The organism is Bradyrhizobium sp. IC4060 (genome assembly GCF_020193715.1).
In the GTDB taxonomy this organism is placed as follows: Bacteria; Pseudomonadota; Alphaproteobacteria; order Rhizobiales; family Xanthobacteraceae; genus Bradyrhizobium; species Bradyrhizobium yuanmingense.
In genome coordinates, this window is record NZ_JADYVJ010000001.1 from 330560 (window position 1) to 347268 (window position 16709).

11 protein-coding genes are annotated in these 16709 nt (G+C 66.1%); 4 read left to right on the forward strand and 7 right to left on the reverse strand.

Going from position 1 to position 16709, the window contains the following annotated elements; genetic code table 11:
• The first annotated feature begins 138 nt into the window (after positions 1-138).
• Positions 139-840, forward strand: coding sequence for a peroxiredoxin (locus I6F16_RS01575; protein ID WP_225173390.1), 702 nt, complete (start codon positions 139-141; stop codon positions 838-840).
• A gap of 111 nt (positions 841-951) precedes the next feature.
• Positions 952-2307, forward strand: a complete 1356-nt coding sequence (locus tag I6F16_RS01580) for a M23 family metallopeptidase (RefSeq protein WP_192893223.1) — start codon at positions 952-954, stop codon at positions 2305-2307.
• Here I6F16_RS01580 and I6F16_RS01585 read toward each other — a convergent pair.
• The 5 genes from I6F16_RS01585 to I6F16_RS01605 form a co-directional block, all read right to left on the reverse strand.
• Positions 2294-3271 (reverse strand): DMT family transporter, encoded by a 978-nt coding sequence (locus I6F16_RS01585; protein ID WP_225173391.1) that lies wholly within the window; start codon positions 3269-3271, stop codon positions 2294-2296. The two genes, I6F16_RS01580 and I6F16_RS01585, sit on opposite strands and share 14 nt — an antisense overlap.
• 134 nt (positions 3272-3405) lie before the next feature.
• Entirely contained in the window at positions 3406-4287 is an 882-nt protein-coding gene (locus I6F16_RS01590; protein ID WP_109143907.1) for an NAD(P)-dependent oxidoreductase, read from the reverse strand.
• Positions 4288-4289: 2 nt separating this feature from the next.
• Positions 4290-5421, reverse strand: a protein-coding gene (prfB, locus tag I6F16_RS01595; RefSeq protein ID WP_225173392.1) for a peptide chain release factor 2 whose coding sequence is annotated in 2 segments (ribosomal slippage) — positions 4290-5351 and positions 5353-5421 — 1131 coding nt in all. Because the reading frame shifts where the segments join, the coding sequence is not laid out codon by codon here.
• 107 nt (positions 5422-5528) lie between these two features.
• The gene (locus tag I6F16_RS01600) at positions 5529-8030 is read right to left on the reverse strand and encodes a penicillin-binding protein 1A (RefSeq protein ID WP_036022896.1); all 2502 of its coding nucleotides are present in this window, start codon (positions 8028-8030) and stop codon (positions 5529-5531) included.
• Positions 8031-8257: 227 nt separating this feature from the next.
• Complete coding sequence (locus I6F16_RS01605) at positions 8258-9553, reverse strand: N-acetylmuramoyl-L-alanine amidase (protein WP_036000033.1); 1296 nt, start codon at positions 9551-9553, stop codon at positions 8258-8260.
• 705 nt (positions 9554-10258) lie between these two features.
• Here I6F16_RS01605 and I6F16_RS01610 point away from each other — a divergent pair.
• Positions 10259-13366, forward strand: coding sequence for a ribonuclease E/G (locus I6F16_RS01610; protein ID WP_225113977.1), 3108 nt, complete (start codon positions 10259-10261; stop codon positions 13364-13366).
• A 66-nt stretch (positions 13367-13432) separates the two neighbouring features.
• Positions 13433-14665 (forward strand): FAD-binding oxidoreductase, encoded by a 1233-nt coding sequence (locus I6F16_RS01615; protein WP_225113976.1) that lies wholly within the window; start codon positions 13433-13435, stop codon positions 14663-14665.
• 10 nt (positions 14666-14675) lie between these two features.
• On the opposite strand, the gene I6F16_RS01620 is transcribed toward I6F16_RS01615, so the two are convergent.
• Positions 14676-15233, reverse strand: coding sequence for a biotin transporter BioY (locus I6F16_RS01620; protein WP_057029063.1), 558 nt, complete (start codon positions 15231-15233; stop codon positions 14676-14678).
• Between the two features lie 92 nt (positions 15234-15325).
• Positions 15326-16513, reverse strand: coding sequence for an aminotransferase class I/II-fold pyridoxal phosphate-dependent enzyme (locus tag I6F16_RS01625; protein ID WP_225113975.1), 1188 nt, complete (start codon positions 16511-16513; stop codon positions 15326-15328).
• Positions 16514-16709 lie beyond the last annotated feature (196 nt).

The window sequence follows — 16709 nt, forward strand, 5'->3', positions numbered from 1 at the left end:
GGGGTGGTGCGTGGAATTCCTTGTAACCATACTCCGGCGTCGCCAGACTTGCCCAGCCGAGGGCACGATTCCGGCTCGCCGGACAAGAGCTGCAATACCGCTTCGGTTGACCTGCCGAAAGCGTCGAAAGGAAGGCGTATGTCCAAGAAATCCCGAAAGAAATCGTCCAAAACGCCCTCCGGCAGTCCGACCGCTGAAAAGAAGTCCGCAAAAACGCGGGCATCGACTCAAACAAGATCCGCGAAAACGCAGCGCACACCGGCACGCAAATCAGCTGCGACCATAGCAAAAGCAGGATCACATAAGGCCGCATCGAAACAGTTAAAATCCTCCAAATCCGCCTCCTCTCCGGCTGCCGCCAAGTCGGGCTTGAAGTCCGGCTTGGCCGAGGGCCAAAAGGCCCCGGCCTTCCGCCTGCCGCGCGATGGCGGCGACGTGGTCACGCTCGCCGACTACGCCGGCCGAAAGCTCGTCCTGTTCTTCTACCCCCGCGCCGACACCCCCGGCTGCACGCGGGAGGCGATCGACTTCACGCGCCTGGCGGGCGCCTTCGCGGCCGCCGGCACCGCCGTGCTCGGCATCTCCGCCGATCCGTTAAGGGCCCAGGAGAAGTTCCGCGACAAGCACAAGCTTGGCGTGCCCCTCATCTCGGACGAGACGCATGAGATGCTGGAGGCGTATGGGGCCTGGGGCGAAAAGTCCATGTATGGCAAGAACTTCCTGGGGATTCTTCGCACCACCATCCTGGTCGGGGCCGACGGTAAGGTGGCGCGGATCTGGCGCAATGTCCGGGTCGACGGCCATGCCGACGAAGTGCTGGAAGCGGCAAGGAGCCTTTAACCAATCCTTTAAATTCGCGCGTTCCCATTTGCGGAAAATTAACCATGCGCGGCCCAGATTGCGGCGGCAATTGAGCCGCAAGGAACCCATCCGACCGGCGCGGGAGTGCCGATGTCGAAAAGTTCTGCCCAATACTCGCAGTACCCCCAACATCACCCTCACGACCACGGACGGGCTTTCCGGCGCCCTCTGGGTGCCCCGGCGGCGGTGACCGCGATTCCCCTGCCCGCCACCGACGATGCCTACACCATCGTGCATGCCGGCAAGCAGGTCCGCTTCGGACCCGTGGTGTTCTGGATCGTGGTCGGCACCGTGGTGCTGCTCGGGCTGTGGTCGGCCGCCACCGCCACCTATTTCGCGTTCCGCGACGACGTCCTGACCCGGCTGATCGCCCGCCAGGCCGAGATGCAATACGCCTATGAGGACCGCATCGCCGAGCTGCGCGCCAAGATCGATCGCACCACCAGCCGTCAATTGCTCGACCAGGAGCAGTTCGACCAAAAGCTCGACCAGATCATGAAGCGCCAGACGGCGCTCGAGTCCCGGGCCACGGCGCTCGGCGCCATGCCCGACGTGACCGGCTCGATTCCCCGCGCCGCTCCGCAGCGCAGCGATGCAAGCCCGACCACGCCAAAACCGTCGCCCATCAGCGACACCGTGATCTTCGTGGCGCCACCGGATCGCGAAGCGCGCCTCGAATCGCGCGCGCCGAGCGTTGCGGCAACGCCGACCAGCCAGTTCGCCAAGAACCGCGGTTTCGACAACGTGCTGGTCCGGCTCACGACCTCGCTTGATCAGGTCGAGCGGCGCCAGATGGCGACGCTCAACGCGGTCGAGGAAAGCATGGATTCGCGCATGCGCCGGATGCGCAGCGTGGTCAGCGACCTCGGCCTGAACCTTGCCCATCTCGAAGCCGCCGTGCCGCGCAGTGCGATGGGCGGACCGTTCGTCCCGGTCAAGCTGACGGCGAATGCCGGACCGTTCGAGAAGCAGCTCCACCGCATCCACACCACGCGCGCCGAGATGGACCGTCTCAACCGCACGCTGGCGTTGGTGCCGTATCGCAAGCCCGTCATTGGCGAGGTCGAGTTCACCTCGGGCTTTGGCGTGCGCAGCGATCCTTTCCTGGGTCGGCCTGCGATGCACACCGGCCTTGATTTCCGCGCCGCCAGCGGTGATCCCGTCCGCGTCACCGCCTACGGCAAGGTGGTTTCCGCCGGATGGTCCGGCGGCTACGGCCGCATGGTCGAGGTCGACCACGGCAACGGGCTTTCGACCCGCTACGGCCATCTCTCCGAGATCAACGTCAGGGTCGGCGAAGTCGTGAAGATCGGCCAGGTCATCGGCCTCGTCGGCTCGACCGGCCGCTCCACCGGTCCGCACCTGCATTATGAGACCCGCATCGAAGGTGAAGCGGTCGATCCACAGAAATTCCTGCGCGCCGGCGTGCGGCTCAGCGCGGGTTAGGCCCGCGCTTTTCAGTTTCGCAGCGCAGAGCTTCCCGAGAGCCAGAGATGGCGGCCGAGAGCTTGCGCAGTAAGCTGAATGCACGCCCATCAATCACCAGCAGCGCGCTGGCGATGACGATCGAGCCGGCGATCTCGCGGCCGGAGATCGGCTCATCCAGCACCAGCCAGCCCAGCAGGATGGCGGTGACGGGAATGAGCAGCGTCACCAGCATCACGTTGCTCGCACCCGAGCGCCGCACGATCTGGAAGAAGACGATGTAGGCGAGCGCCGTCGACAGCGCGGCGAGGCCGAGCACGGCGAGCCAGGTCGTGAGGCTCGGCATCGGTAACTGCCAAGGCTGCTCCACGACGCCGGCGACGACCGCTATCATCACCGTGGATGACATCAATTGAAACGTCGCCGTCCCCAGCGGCGCTGCGTCCTTCAGCAAGCGCCGCGCAGCTAGCGCCGCAAAGCCGTAGCTCAGTGCCCCGCCGAGGCAGAGCAGAATGCCGAGCCCCTGTCCCGGCCTGGTCTCGAAGCCCCATCCGCGCAGCAGGATCACGCCGACAAAGCCCAACGCCACCCCGGCCAGGCGGCGCATCTGCAAGGCCTCCTGGCCCGCTGCAATCATCACGGCCACCGTGAACATCGGCGTGGTCGCGTTCAGGATCGAGGCCAGCCCGCTCGGAATGAAAGTTTGGCCGATCGCGATCAGCGAAAACGGGACGACGTTGTTGAGCAGCCCGATCGCAATGAACGGCGCCCAGCCCGTCCAGCTCCTGGGAAAGCCGATGCCATGTGCGCGCAGCAGCGGCAGCAGCATTGCAGCGCCGAGCGCGACGCGCAAAAACACCAGTGTGAGCGGCGGCAATTCCCGCAAGGCTGCGCCGTTGAAGAAGAACGAGCCGCCCCAGAGGATCGAGAGCAGAGCGAGCAACGACCAGTCGCGTGCATCGATCCGGTGGTCATTGTCGGGCATGGGGTCTTACCTCAGCCCCATGGCCTAGAACGGTGCGATCAATGTCGCCACCCGATTTCTGACGAGGTCCCGGTTTACAAACCGATGCTCGGCGCGAATGGAGTGACTGAGGGGCACCGGTTAGCGCGGTTTGACTAGGATGGCTTCTTCGGCCGCGACACCAGCTCGATCATCCTGCCTTCATCATCGTCCGGCATCACCGCTTTCGCCTGCGCGTACGCCTCGACCGCGGCGCGCGCGACCAGCGGCTTGCCCGCGAGCAGGCTCTCGGCGAGCTTCACGGCGTAGGCGGCATCCTTGTGCCGCAGCGCTGCGGTGAAGGTCGCGCCGCTGAAATCGCGGGCGACCATGCGCTTGGAGTGACGCGCTACCTGCGGGCTCGCCGCGACGCCTGCCTGGATCGATTCCAGCACCAGGTTCATGTCGAGCCCGGCCTGCTCGGCGATCGCAAGGCCCTCGGCGAGGCCGGCGATCTGGATCGCGCCCATGAGATTGTTGATCAGCTTGTAGACCGTGCCGGAGCCGACCGCGCCGAAATGGCGGATGGTCGAGCCGATCGGCGTCAGATAGGGCCGCGCGCGCTCGAGATCGGCCGCGTCGGCGCCAACCAAGAGCGTCAACTTCCCGGCCGCCGCCGCGTCCGGCAATCCCGTCACCGGGCAGTCGATATAGATCAGCCCGCGCGCGTTGAGCTCGCGGCCCATCTCACGGGAATGGTCATAGGAGACGGTGGAGCATTCGATCGCGATGGTGCCGGCCTTCGCCGTCTTGGCGGCGCCGTCAGGCCCGAGCCAGACCGCGCGCGAGGCCTCGTCGTCGGCGACCATGGTCACGACCGCGTCGGCATCGATCGCGGCATCCTCCGGCGAGGTCGCCCAAATCGCGCCGCGCGCGATCAGGTCCTCGGCCTTTGCCTTGCTGCGATTCCAGATCGTTACCGTGAAGCCGGCATCGAGATAGCGGCCGGCCATGCCATGGCCCATCCGCCCAAGCCCGATGAAGGCGATTCGGGACATGGCTAGTCCACGTCCTCGATGTCGCCGGCGGTGGTGCCGAAGGCGCGCTGCGCCAAGGTCGCGGCCATGAACTCGTCGAGCTCGCCATTGAGCACGCCCGATGTGTCGGAAGTCTGCACGCCCGTGCGCAAATCCTTCACCATCTGATAGGGCTGCAGCACGTAGGAGCGGATCTGGTGGCCCCAGCCGATATCGGTCTTGGCGGCCTGGTCGGCGGCGGCTTTCTCCTCGCGCTTCTTCAGCTCGATCTCGTACAGACGCGCGCGCAGCATGTCCCAGGCCTGCGCCCGGTTCTTGTGCTGGGAGCGGCCGGCCTGGCAGACCACGGCGACGCCGGTCGGGATATGCGTCAGGCGCACCGCGGATTCGGTCTTGTTGACGTGCTGGCCGCCGGCACCGCCCGATCGCATCGTGTCGACGCGGACGTCGGATTCCTTGATGTCGATCTTGATGCTGTCGTCGATGACGGGGAACACCTGCACGCTCGAGAACGAGGTGTGCCGCCGCGCGTTGGAATCGAATGGCGAGATGCGCACCAGCCGATGCACGCCGGCTTCAGTCTTCAGCCAGCCGTAGGCGTTGTGACCGGAGACCTGGATGGTCGCCGACTTGATGCCGGCCTCTTCGCCCTCGGACTCTTCGAGATACTCGACCTTGAAGCCGTGGGTTTCGGCCCAGCGCGTGTACATGCGCAGGAGCATCTGCGCCCAGTCCTGGCTCTCGGTGCCGCCGGCGCCGGCATGGACTTCGAGATAGGAATCGAAGCGGTCGGCTTCGCCCGAGAGCAGTGCCTCGAGCTCGCGCCGCGCCACTTCCTTCTTGAGGTTCTTCAGCGCAGCTTCGGCTTCGGCGACGACGCCGTCATCGCCCTCGGCCTCGCCGAGCTCGATCATGCCGATGTCGTCTTCGAGCTCCTGCTCGACCTTGCCGATGCCTGAGAGCGCATCCTCAAGCGAGGTGCGCTCCTGCATCAGCTTCTGGGCTTTCTGAGGGTCGTTCCAGAGATTGGGATCTTCTGCGAGCTTGTTCAGCTCAGCGAGGCGCGCCGTCGATTTCTCGACGTCAAAGATGCCTCCTCAGCAGCCCGACTGACTGCTTGATCTCTTCTACCAACCGTTCGATTTCGGCGCGCATGTTGTTCTCTGTCTTGCGGAATCCCGCGTGCAGTTCGAGAGGGGATGTAGCGGCGGCGGCTGCAAAGCGCAACCGCCCAAACCGTGATCGCCGGCCTTATCCGCGGCCTACCACAACCCGCCAGTGCCCGGCCGGAAGAGGAAGCCGGAATCCGGCTGCTGCTGCTGCACCGGCATGCCGCGCCCGTCGGCGTCGGCAACGCCGATGACCGAATAATTGTCCGGCGGCGCCGTGCCGGGCTTGAAGGCTTCGAGGATGGTTCCGCCGGTCTCGCCGGGGCCGGCGCGCATGCCGGTCTTGGCGACGACGCGAACGAGCTTGATGCCGGCGGGCACCTTGAACGGGACCGCGGGCTTGTCGGCGAGCGCGAGCTTGAGGAAGTCACGCACGATCGGAGCAGCGAGATGACCGCCGGTCGCGGCATTGCCCTTACCGAGCGGACGAGGCTTGTCGTAGCCCATGTAAACTGCGACTGCGATGTCCGGCGAGAAGCCGACGAACCAGGCGTCCTTGGCCTCGTTGGTGGTGCCGGTCTTGCCGGCGACGGGCTTGCCGACCTCCTTGATCACCGTGGCCGTACCGGACTGCACCACACCCTCCATCAGCTCGGTGATCTGATAGGCGGTCATGGAATCCAGCACCTGCTCGCGGCGGTCGATCAGCTGCGGCTCGGGCTGGTTCTTCCAGCCGCCCGGCGCGTCGCAGCCGCGGCATTCGCGCTGGTCGTGCTTGAAGATGGTGCGGCCGTAACGGTCCTGGATGCGGTCGATCAGCGTCGGCTTCACGCGGCGGCCGCCATTGGCGAGCATCGAGTACGCCGTGACCATGCGCATCGCCGTGGTCTCGCCGGCGCCGAGCGCGTAGGAGAGATAGTTCGGCAGTTCGTCATAGACGCCGAAGCGGCGGGAATATTCGCCGATCAGGGGCATGCCGATGTCCTGCGCGAGGCGCACCGTCACGGTGTTGAGCGATTGCCGCAGCGCATTGCGCAGCGTCACCGGTCCCTGGAACTTGCCCGAGGAGAAGTTTTCAGGCCGCCACACGCCGGCGCCCTGCCCCTGGTCGATCTCGATGGGCGCGTCGAGCACGACGGTCGAGGGCGTGTAGCCGTTGTCGAGCGCGGCCGAATAGACGATCGGCTTGAACGACGAACCGGGCTGCCGGTAGGCCTGCGTGGCGCGATTGAACTGGCTCTGGTCGAACGAGAAACCGCCGACCATCGCGAGCACGCGGCCGGTCCAGGGATCCATCGCCACCATCGCGCCGGAGACTTCCGGAATCTGGCGAAGCCGGTACTGGCCCTCGACGGGGTGGCCGTCCTTGTAGAGGGGATCGGCATAGATGACGTCGCCGGGCTGGAGCACCTGCGACACCGCTGTCGGCGTCTTGCCTCTCGTGCCGCCCTGCAGCGCCCGCGCCCAGCGCACGCCGTCGACCGTCACGATGCCGGTCTCGCGCTGCTTGCTCACCGCACCGCCGAGCTCGCGGCCAGGCTGAAAGCCGATCCGTGCCGACTGATCGCTGGTCTCCAGCACTACCGCCATGCGCCAAGGCGAGATGTCGGACAGCGACTTGATCTCGGCGAGCTTCACGCCCCAGTCGCCCGAGATGTCGAGCTTGCTGATGGCGCCGCGATAACCCTGCTGCTCGTCATAATTCACGAGGCCGGCGACCATGGCCTTGCGCGCCATGACCTGAATCTTCGGATCGAGCGTGGTGCGAACCGACAGGCCACCCTCGTAGAGCTTCTTCTCGCCGTAGCGCTCGAAAATGTCGCGGCGGACTTCCTCGGCGAAATATTCGCCGGCAAAGGTGTGGGCGCCGTTGGAACGGCTGGTGACGGCGAGCGGCTCCTTGCGCGACTTGTCGGCGTCGGCCTGCTTGATCCAGCCGTTTTCCACGAGACGGTCGATCACGTAATTGCGGCGCTCGATGGCGCGGTCGCGGTTGCGGACCGGATGCAGCGTCGCCGGCATCTTCGGCAGCGCCGCCAGATAGGACGCTTCCGCCACCGTCAGCTCGTTCACCGACTTGTCGAAATAGACCAGCGAGGCCGCCGCGATGCCGTAGGCGCCGAGGCCGAGATAGATCTCGTTGAGATACAGTTCGAGGATTTTGTCCTTCGAATAGGTCTTCTCGATGCGCATCGCCAGCAAGGCTTCCTTGATCTTGCGTGAGAAGGAGACCTCGTTGGTGAGCAGGAAGTTCTTGGCGACCTGCTGCGTGATCGTGGACGCACCCTGCGGACGGCGGTTGGAGCCGTAATTCTGCAGATAGAGCAGGCCTGCGCGCGCCATGCCGGTGTAGTCGATGCCGCCATGCTCGTAGAAATTCTTGTCCTCGGCCGCGAGGAACGCGTTGATCACGAGCTTCGGCACCGCCTGGATCGGCAGATACAGCCGCCGCTCCTTGGCGTATTCGCCGACCAGCGAACCGTCGACCGCGTGCACACGCGTCATCACCGGCGGCTCGTAATCCTGAAGCTGAGAGTAGTCCGGCAAGTCCTTGGAGAAATGCCAGATCAGGCCTGCCACGGCCCCGACGCCAACAAGGAACACCACTGTTCCCGCGGCGAACAGGAAGCCCATGAACCGCACCAGCAAGCGCATTATCTGTTTATCCGTTCAAACTCTGGATCAGCCCAGTATCAGCCCTTTGGCACACAAAACGGTACCAACCTCACGCCGCGAATTCACCGGCTTACGCAATCACATCGAGGCCGGACTTAAGACGCTTGCCGAACAGGTTCTCGCCGATTCCGGAACCCTCTACCGGTTTCTATAAAGCGTCCGCTGTGGCCAAACTAGGGCCTTCGGGCCGGGAGGAACAAACCGGCTCAGTTCGACGTCCCCGCCGTGGCCATCCGCTTGGTCAAAAATCCGTCGATCGCCTGGGCCATCGAGCCCACGGCGCGGGAGCGCCAGCCCTCGGAGACCAGCTGCTCGAGATCGCCCTTGTTGGAGACGTAGCCGATCTCGACCAGCACCGATGGCACGTCGGGCGCCTTCAGAACCCGGAAGCCGGCGGATTTCAGGGGATGCTTGTGCATCCGCACCGTCTGCTTCATTTCGCTCATCAAATGGCGGGCGAAACGGTTTGAAAAGGTGCGGGTTTCCCGCTGTGTGAGGTCGATCAGGATGTCGGCGACGTCGGTCGGCTCCTCCGCGAGGTTGAAGCCGGCGATCGCATCGGCGCGGTTCTCCGCATCCGCCAGCCGCTGGGCCTCGGCGTCGGACGCCTTGTCGGAGAGCGTATAGATGGTCGCGCCCTGCGCATCTCCTTCCGCCCGCGGCAGCGCATCGGCGTGGATCGAGACGAACAAGGCCGCCTTGAGATTGCGGGCGATCTTGGTGCGGTCATTGAGCGGAACGAAGGTGTCGTCGTCCCGCGTCATGACCACACGGTACTTGCCGGCTTTTTCCAGCTTGTCGCGGAGCGCCAGGCCAAAGGCCAGCACCAGGTTTTTCTCGCTCTCGCCGCTCGACTGCGTCCCGTTGTCGATGCCGCCGTGGCCGGGATCGATCACCACCACCGGTCGAGTATCGGCCTTCTGCTGCGCGCCATCCGGGGCCGCGGCACTGGGAACCGTGGCAGGCGGCGCTTCAGCGATTGCGGGCCGCAGCTCGGGACGGTTCTCGGGGGCACGTGACGACACGAAGGCGGTGCGCTCGACCTCCTCCAGCTCGAGCACGAGCCGGGCCGGTTGGCCGTTGGCCGCCTCCAGCACGTAGGATTTGGCGATCTTCGCCGGTCCGGTCAGGTCGAACACGATTCGCGAGCCGCCGGGCATGACGAGCCCGTAGCGGAAGGCCTTGACCAGCCCCCGCCCCCCGTTTCCGGTTCCGGCGGGCAGCTGAAAATTGACCTGCGGCACGTCCACCACCACGCGGTAGGGGTCGCCCAGCGTGACGGCGCGGAAGGTGACGGTCTGGTCGAGGTCGAGGATGAAGCGGGTCTGCTTGCCGTCGCCGGCCAGGCGGGCGGCCGAGGCGACCGGAAAATTCGCCGCAACGGCAGCAGGTTGCAGCCGGCTCTCGGCGGCGATCAGGCGCGCGGAATCGGCACAGGGCAATGCCGCAGTGCATAGCAACACGCCCCCCAGCAAAATCCGTCGATTTGTGCGGCTCGCCACCGATTCCGTGCCTCCGAGCAGCTCTCTTAACGCAATAGAACCACAGGGTTAATCGATCCTTAATGACGGAAACGCGAAACTCGGCGACTGTGACCGCCGTGCGACGCTCCCTTGCACGGATGGCTCATTCCTCGTATGTACGGAATGCTGACGGCCGATATTTCCGGTTGTGTCGCATTCAGCCTCCCGGTGCAGCGCCGGAACTCTCAAGGTTTGAGAATTCCAGCGTTTTCCACTTCCCTCTATGACCAGCGCGGTGCGCGGCAGCGAGGTGGAGCGGGTCAAGCCCCGGCGGCGGACGGTCTCGGGCTACCACTCATGTTGCCGGGACGGTTCTGACAGCGGCGTAACCCATTACCCGGTCCCTTGATCCCAAGGGGGCGGTTCGTGATCCCCAAGGCGAGCGCGCTCGCGCCGTGCCTGGCCAGCAGCAACTGATTGAAGGGCGGCCTCGCCGCCCAGTGTTTCATACGGGCCGACGCTTGATGCGCCAGACTGTGCCGACGAAATCTGAAGGAGCATTCGCGACGCTGCGGAGTGACAATCCCGTGCGTCGCAATGGTCCTGAAGCTTCCGGTTCGGCAAGGCGCGAGAGACGGCGTTTCGGCCTTCCCCTCACCCCCGAATCAGGTGGACCGTCGCGTCACCCGCCGGCGCGATACGCGCCCACGGCTTATCGCGTCCGCCGCCGCCAAGAGTTAAGACATGCCCAACAAGATGTTGATCGATGCCACCCACCCGGAGGAGACCCGGGTCGTCGTGGTCCGCGGCAATCGTGTCGAAGAGTTTGATTTCGAGACCGCGCAACGCAAGCAACTGCGCGGGAATATCTACCTCGCCAAGGTCACAAGGGTCGAACCCTCGCTCCAGGCTGCTTTCGTCGAATATGGCGGCAATCGCCACGGCTTTCTCGCCTTCAGCGAAATCCATCCCGACTATTACCAGATCCCGGTCGCCGACCGGCAGGCGCTGATCGAGGCCGAGGAACAGGCCCATCGCGAGGCCGAGGAAGAAAGCGAGAACCGCTCGCACGGCCGTCGCCGCTCGCGGCACCGCAACGCCCGCCGCCGCGGTCATGGCGAGCGCGTGCGCAGCGACATCGTCGAAGGTCTCGAAGCCGGCGCCGATCCCGCCGCTCAGCCGGTCGAAGGCGCCGCGCTGCCCGAGCATGCCGAGGGCGAGCATCCGCACGCCGATACGGAGCATCATGGCGAGCACGAAGGCCACGATCCCGATCATGGTGACCATGATCATGACGAACATCGTCATGCCCGCGATGACGAGCACCATCACGCTCACGATGATGCCCACGGCCGCGAGGACGAACGCGATCATCACGATCATGATCACGCCGACGAGACGCCCGCGCCTGTCGCGGCGGTCGGCGCCGAGCCCGCGGTCGAAACCGCTGCCGAGCCGCAGCCGGCGTCAACCTTCGACGTTCCCGCTCCAGAAGCTCATGCCGCGGAAGCGCAGGCGGAGCCTCTGGCGGAGGCCGTGACATCGGCCGCCGAGCCGGCCGAGGCCATCTACACCGCCGGCGAAAGCACGGAAGCCCCGCATGCGGACGCCGGGGAAGCAGCCGAGGAGGACGACGAGGACGAGGACGGCGAGGATGCCGAAGAGGAAGTCGTCGAATCCGTCGGCGGCGACGACGTGCTCGAGGAAGTGCCGGAGCGCACCTTCCGCCCGCGCCGCCAGTACAAGATCCAGGAAGTCATCAAGCGCCGCCAGGTGATGCTGGTTCAGGTCGTCAAGGAAGAGCGCGGCAACAAGGGCGCGGCGCTGACGACCTACCTCTCGCTCGCCGGCCGCTACGCCGTCCTGATGCCGAACACCGCACGCGGCGGCGGCATTAGCCGCAAGATCACCAGCGCGCAGGACCGCTCGCGCCTGAAGGAAGTGGTGCAGGACCTCGACGTGCCCGAGGGCATGGGCATCATCCTGCGTACCGCGGGCGCCGCCCGGACCAAGCCCGAGATCAAGCGCGACTTCGAATATCTGATCCGGATGTGGGAGACGGTGCGCGACCTCACGCTGAAATCGCAGGCCCCGACCCTCGTCTACGAGGAAGGCTCGCTGATCAAGCGCTCGCTGCGCGACCTCTACAACAAGGAGATCGACGAGATCCTGGTCGCCGGCGAAGCCGGCCACCGCGAGGCCCGCGACTTCATGAAGATGCTGATGCCCGCCAATGTCGGCGCGGTGAAGCAATATCGCGACGGCCAGCCGCTGTTCTCGCGCATGGGCGTCGAGAGCCAGCTCGATGCGATGTTCTCGCCGACCGTGCAGCTGCGCTCCGGCGGCTACATCGTCATCAACCAGACCGAGGCGCTGGTCTCGATCGACGTCAACTCGGGACGATCGACGCGCGAGCACCATATCGAGGACACCGCGCTCAAGACCAACATGGAAGCGGCTGAAGAGGTCGCCCGCCAGCTCCGGTTACGCGACCTCGCCGGCCTGATCGTCATCGATTTCATCGACATGGACGAGAAGCGCAACAACCGCGCGGTCGAGCGCAAGCTGTCCGATTGCCTCAGGCAGGATCGCGCGCGCATCCAGGTCGGCCGCATCTCGCATTTCGGCCTGCTCGAGATGTCGCGCCAGCGCATCCGCGCCAGCGTACTGGAATCCTCGACCGATCCGTGCCCGCATTGCGGCGGCACCGGCCACGTCCGCTCGGTGTCCTCGGTGGCGCTGCAGCTCCTGCGCGGCCTCGAAGAGATCCTGATGAAGGGCGCCACCCACAATCTTGTGGTCCGCACCCGCACCGACGTCGCGCTCTATGTGCTGAACCACAAGCGCGGCCATCTGCGCGATCTCGAGAACGGCTTCAAGGTCACGCTGTCGGTGATCGCCGATCCCGGCGTCAGCGGCCCGCAGGCCTATGTGATCGACCGCGGCGAGCAGGTGCATACGCTCGAAGCCGCCAAGGCGCTGCTCGTTGCGCAAGCCGCTGCGAGCCCGCCGCCACCGGCCGAAGAGGCCTATGACGACGAGGACGTCTTCGACCTGGAGACGGAATCCGAGGTCGAAACCGACGAGACCGAAGGCCTTGCCGACGAGCAGGCTGGCGGCGAGGCAGCCTCGGAGCAGGACGGCCAGCGCCGCAAGCGCCGGCGCCGCCGGCGCGGCCGCGGCGGCCAGCGCGAAGGAGAGTTGCGCGAGGATACGGCACCGACCGTGCCTGAGCCCGCGATGATCGCCGGCGAAAGCGAGGAGGAGACCGAGTCCGAGCAGGACGGTGAGGAAGGCGAGGAACAGGCCGCCCGTGGCGAACAGCAGGGCAGCGGTGATCGCCGGCGTCGGCGTGGCCGCCGCGGCGGTCGCCGCCGTCGCGGTGGCGGCGAGGAAGGTCTTGCCGGCTCCATCAGCGACGAGCTCGGCACCAACCCGCCGCCGGAAGCTGCCGATGCAGTGGCCGATTTCGACGGCCTCGGCAGCCAGGCTTCGCCTTCGATCGCGCAGGCCGAGCCGACCGGCGAGCCGCAAGTTGCGGAGCCTGAGCCGCACGCCGAGATCCGAACCGAGGCGCCGGCCCAGCCGGAGCCCGCTCCCGCCGCGACGACCGCAACGCCGGACGAAGAGTCAGCCGGCGACAGGGCCGCGCGGCGCCGCTCCACCGTGCGCGAAAAGGTGAGCTTCCTGGCGAACAGCCAGGCGGAGCCCGCAACGCCGGCGGCGGAGGCGACCGAGCCGGTTGCTGCACCCGCGCCGGCACCTGAGCCCGCGCCGGAGGCGGCAAGCGAAACCCCGGCCACCCCACGTCGTGCCGGCTGGTGGTCACGCCGTTTCGGCGGCGGCGAGTAAAGGGACAAATGGAATTGAAACCGCCCGGCCCAACCGGGCGGTTTTGATTTGATGAGGTCAGTTGCGATGCAAAGCGCGATCATTCTCGGCGGCGGCATGGTGGGCGTCGGCGCCGCGCTGCATCTGCAGCGGCGCGGCTGGTGGGTGACGCTGATCGATCGCAGGGAGCCGGGCCGCGAGACCAGCTACGGCAACGCGGGGATGATCCAGGCCGAAGCGGTACGCCCCTATCCGATGCCGCGCGACCTCGCTTCGCTTTTGAAGATCGCGACCGGCCGCACCAACGACGTGCGCTACAGCCTCTCCTCGCTGCATCTCCACATCGAGCCCCTGCTCCGCTATTGGTGGCATTCGGCGCCGAGGCGGCATCGCGAGGCGATCGAGGCCTGGGCACGGCTGATCGCCTACGCAACGGCCGAGCACGACATCCTGATCCGCGAGGCGCATGCCGACAATCTCATCCGCCGCGCCGGCTACCGAGCGCTGTTTCGCGATGCCGCTTCGTTGGATCTCTCGGTCAAGGCTGCCGAGGAAGATCAGCGCGAATTCGGCGTGAACTACCGCGTGCTGTCGGGCAGCGAGCTTGCCAGGGCCGAGCCGATCCTGCGCGATGATCTCCCGGGAGCGATCCATTGGCTCGACACCTGGACCGTGTCCGATCCCGGCGCGCTGGTCACGGCCTATGCCGAGTTGTTCGCGCGGCTCGGCGGCAGGATCGTGCTCGGTGATGCGCAGTCGCTGCGACAGACCGCGACCGGCTGGTCGGTGGACACCGACCAGGGCCGCATCGACGCTGCCCACGCCGTCGTGACGCTCGGGCCGTGGTCGCCTGATTTATTGTACAAGTTCGGCTATCGCATCCCGCTGGTGCGCAAGCGCGGCTACCACATGCATTACAGCGGCGGCGCTTCGCTCGACCTGCCGCTGGTCGACAAGGCCCGTGGCTACGCCATGGGGCCGATGGCCAAGGGCATCCGCATCACCACCGGCGCGGAATTGACGGGCGCGGACGCGCTCGCAACCCCGGTGCAGCTCGCCAGCGCCGAAGCCTCGGCGCGCGAGCTGATCGACCTCGGCAAACGGGTCGAGCCGGATCCGTGGTTCGGCACGAGGCCCTGCACGCCCGATATGCTCCCGGTGCTCGGCCCAGCCCCGCGCCACCCCGGCCTGTGGATGAATTTCGGCCACGGCCACCAGGGTTTTACGCTGGGCCCTGCGACCGGGCGCCTGCTCGCGGAAATGATGAGCGGCGAAACGCCCGCGGTCGATCCCACGCCGTACCGGCCCGAGCGATTTTAGCGAGCGCATCCTATCCGCGACGCTCGACAATCCGGCGCGCCGCCGGCATCAGGGTCGCGCCGAGCGCATTCTTGACCAGCGAGGCCGCGATGAAAGGCACGATGCCGACCTGCCAGGCCTTGGCGGCGCCGAGACCAAGGCCGAATGCCAGCCAGCCGAATCCGGCCGCGAGAATGACGATGTGGCCAACAGCCATCGCCGCAAACAGCAGCACGACGCTGCGATCCCAGCCGCGCTCGGCGAGCCAACCGGTCGCGAACGCAGCCAGCACGAAACCGAACAGATAGCCCGCGGTCGGGCCGACCAGCGGCGCGATCCCACCCACGGGGCCGGCGAACACCGGAAGCCCGATCGCGCCCTCGGCGAGGTAAGCGATCATGGTCGCGCTGCCGAGGCGCCAGCCATAGGCGGCGCCGATCATCAGCACCACCAACGTCTGCAACGTCATGGGCACGTAAGGCAGCGGCAGATTCACCTTGGCCGACAGCGCCATCAACGCCGTGCCGAGCGCGACCAGCACGACGGCACGCAGCGCGCCGACGGCTTCGCCCGGTCGCGTCGGCCACATCAATGCGGCGAGAGAAGAATGTGGCGTAGCGGCGGACGGGACGGAACGGTCTGACAAGCTGAACTCCGGAAGGCTGAAGAAAACTGGCGCAGTTATTTAAGCCACTCAGCAATCCGGTCAACTGCCTCACGCATCTCCCCTGGCGAGCGCGCATAGGAGAAACGAATGAACGAGCGGCCATGGATGGGATCGAAATCAAGGCCGGGCGTTGCCGCCACGCGCGCCTGCTCCAGCATCTGCTTTGCGAATTCGAAACTGTCGGCGGTGAAGTCCGAGACGTCTGCATAGAGATAGAAGGCGCCGTCGGCCGGCAGGAATTTCGTCAGTCCCGCCTTGGGCAAACCATCGATCAGGACGCGCCGGTTTTCCTGGTAGCCGTGCTTGATCTCCTCCATCTCGGCCGCGCCGTCGAAGGCGGCCTCCGCCGCGATCTGCGACAGCGCCGGCACCGAGATCGAGAGGTTCTGCTGCAGCCGCTCGATCGGCCGCACAAGGATCTCGGGCACCACCATCCAGCCGACGCGCCAACCGGTCATACAAAAATACTTCGAGAACGAATTGATCACGAACGCGTGCTCGGACAGCGCGGCCGCAGTCACGGCCGGAAACGCGTAATCGAGCCCGTGATAGATCTCATCGGAGATGAAGCGGATGCCGGCATCTTCCGCGGCCGCGATCAGGCCGGCGAGCGCTTCACGGGACATCATCGTGCCCGTCGGATTGGCGGGGCTGCCGACCAGAACACCCTTCAGCGGCGCCTTGCGATGCGCTGCGAGCAGGGCCTCGCCGGTCAGCGCGTGACGCGTTTCGTTCGTGGTCTCGATCAGCACCGGCTCGCAGCCGAGCGCGGTCAGGATGTGTCGATACGGCGGATAGCCCGGCACCGTCACGGCGACACGATCGCCAGGTTCGAACATCGACAGGAAGGCCAAGATGAAGCCGCCGGACGAGCCCGTCGTCACCACGATCCGCTCGGGGCTGACATCGCAGCCATAGGTGTCGCGATAATGGCGCGCGATGCGCGCGCGCAAGGAAGGGATGCCGAGCGCGGACGTATAGTCGATTCGTCCAGCCTCGAGCGCCGCATGGGCGGCCGCGATCGCGGTCCTGGGCGCGCCGGCCGCAGGCTGGCCGACCTCCATATGGATCACATGACCGCCGGCGGCCTCGATTCGGGCCGCCGCGGCCATGACATCCATCACCATGAACGGGGGAACATCGCTGCGGCGGGAGGGCTCGAGCCACTGCCCCAACCGGTTCCTCAATGTCGCGTCGCGCATCGATTTCTGCTATTGGCTGGCGAACCGGTCCGTCCGGTCCGTAAACGGGGCGCTTGTGCCCCAGACTGGCCGCATTGTACGGCTCATAAGGGCACCGCTCACAAGGGCATATCGCGTATCCGGTCCGCCGCCAATCGCCAAAACCAATCACTGAACTGCTTGACCAAGACCACTTGACCGAGCCCCTTTTGACCAA

What these genes read in the sequence shown, in the direction of transcription:
- I6F16_RS01575 (WP_225173390.1), top strand. Translation starts at nt 139, where the DNA reads ATGTCCAAGAAATCCCGAAAGAAATCGTCCAAAACGCCCTCCGGCAGT.
- I6F16_RS01580 (WP_192893223.1), top strand. Translation starts at nt 952, where the DNA reads ATGTCGAAAAGTTCTGCCCAATACTCGCAGTACCCCCAACATCACCCT.
- I6F16_RS01585 (WP_225173391.1), bottom strand. Translation starts at nt 3,271, where the DNA reads ATGCCCGACAATGACCACCGGATCGATGCACGCGACTGGTCGTTGCTC.
- I6F16_RS01590 (WP_109143907.1), bottom strand. Translation starts at nt 4,287, where the DNA reads ATGTCCCGAATCGCCTTCATCGGGCTTGGGCGGATGGGCCATGGCATG.
- I6F16_RS01600 (WP_036022896.1), bottom strand. Translation starts at nt 8,030, where the DNA reads ATGCGCTTGCTGGTGCGGTTCATGGGCTTCCTGTTCGCCGCGGGAACA.
- I6F16_RS01610 (WP_225113977.1), top strand. Translation starts at nt 10,259, where the DNA reads ATGCCCAACAAGATGTTGATCGATGCCACCCACCCGGAGGAGACCCGG.
- I6F16_RS01615 (WP_225113976.1), top strand. Translation starts at nt 13,433, where the DNA reads ATGCAAAGCGCGATCATTCTCGGCGGCGGCATGGTGGGCGTCGGCGCC.
- I6F16_RS01620 (WP_057029063.1), bottom strand. Translation starts at nt 15,233, where the DNA reads ATGTGGCCGACGCGACCGGGCGAAGCCGTCGGCGCGCTGCGTGCCGTC.
- I6F16_RS01625 (WP_225113975.1), bottom strand. Translation starts at nt 16,513, where the DNA reads ATGCGCGACGCGACATTGAGGAACCGGTTGGGGCAGTGGCTCGAGCCC.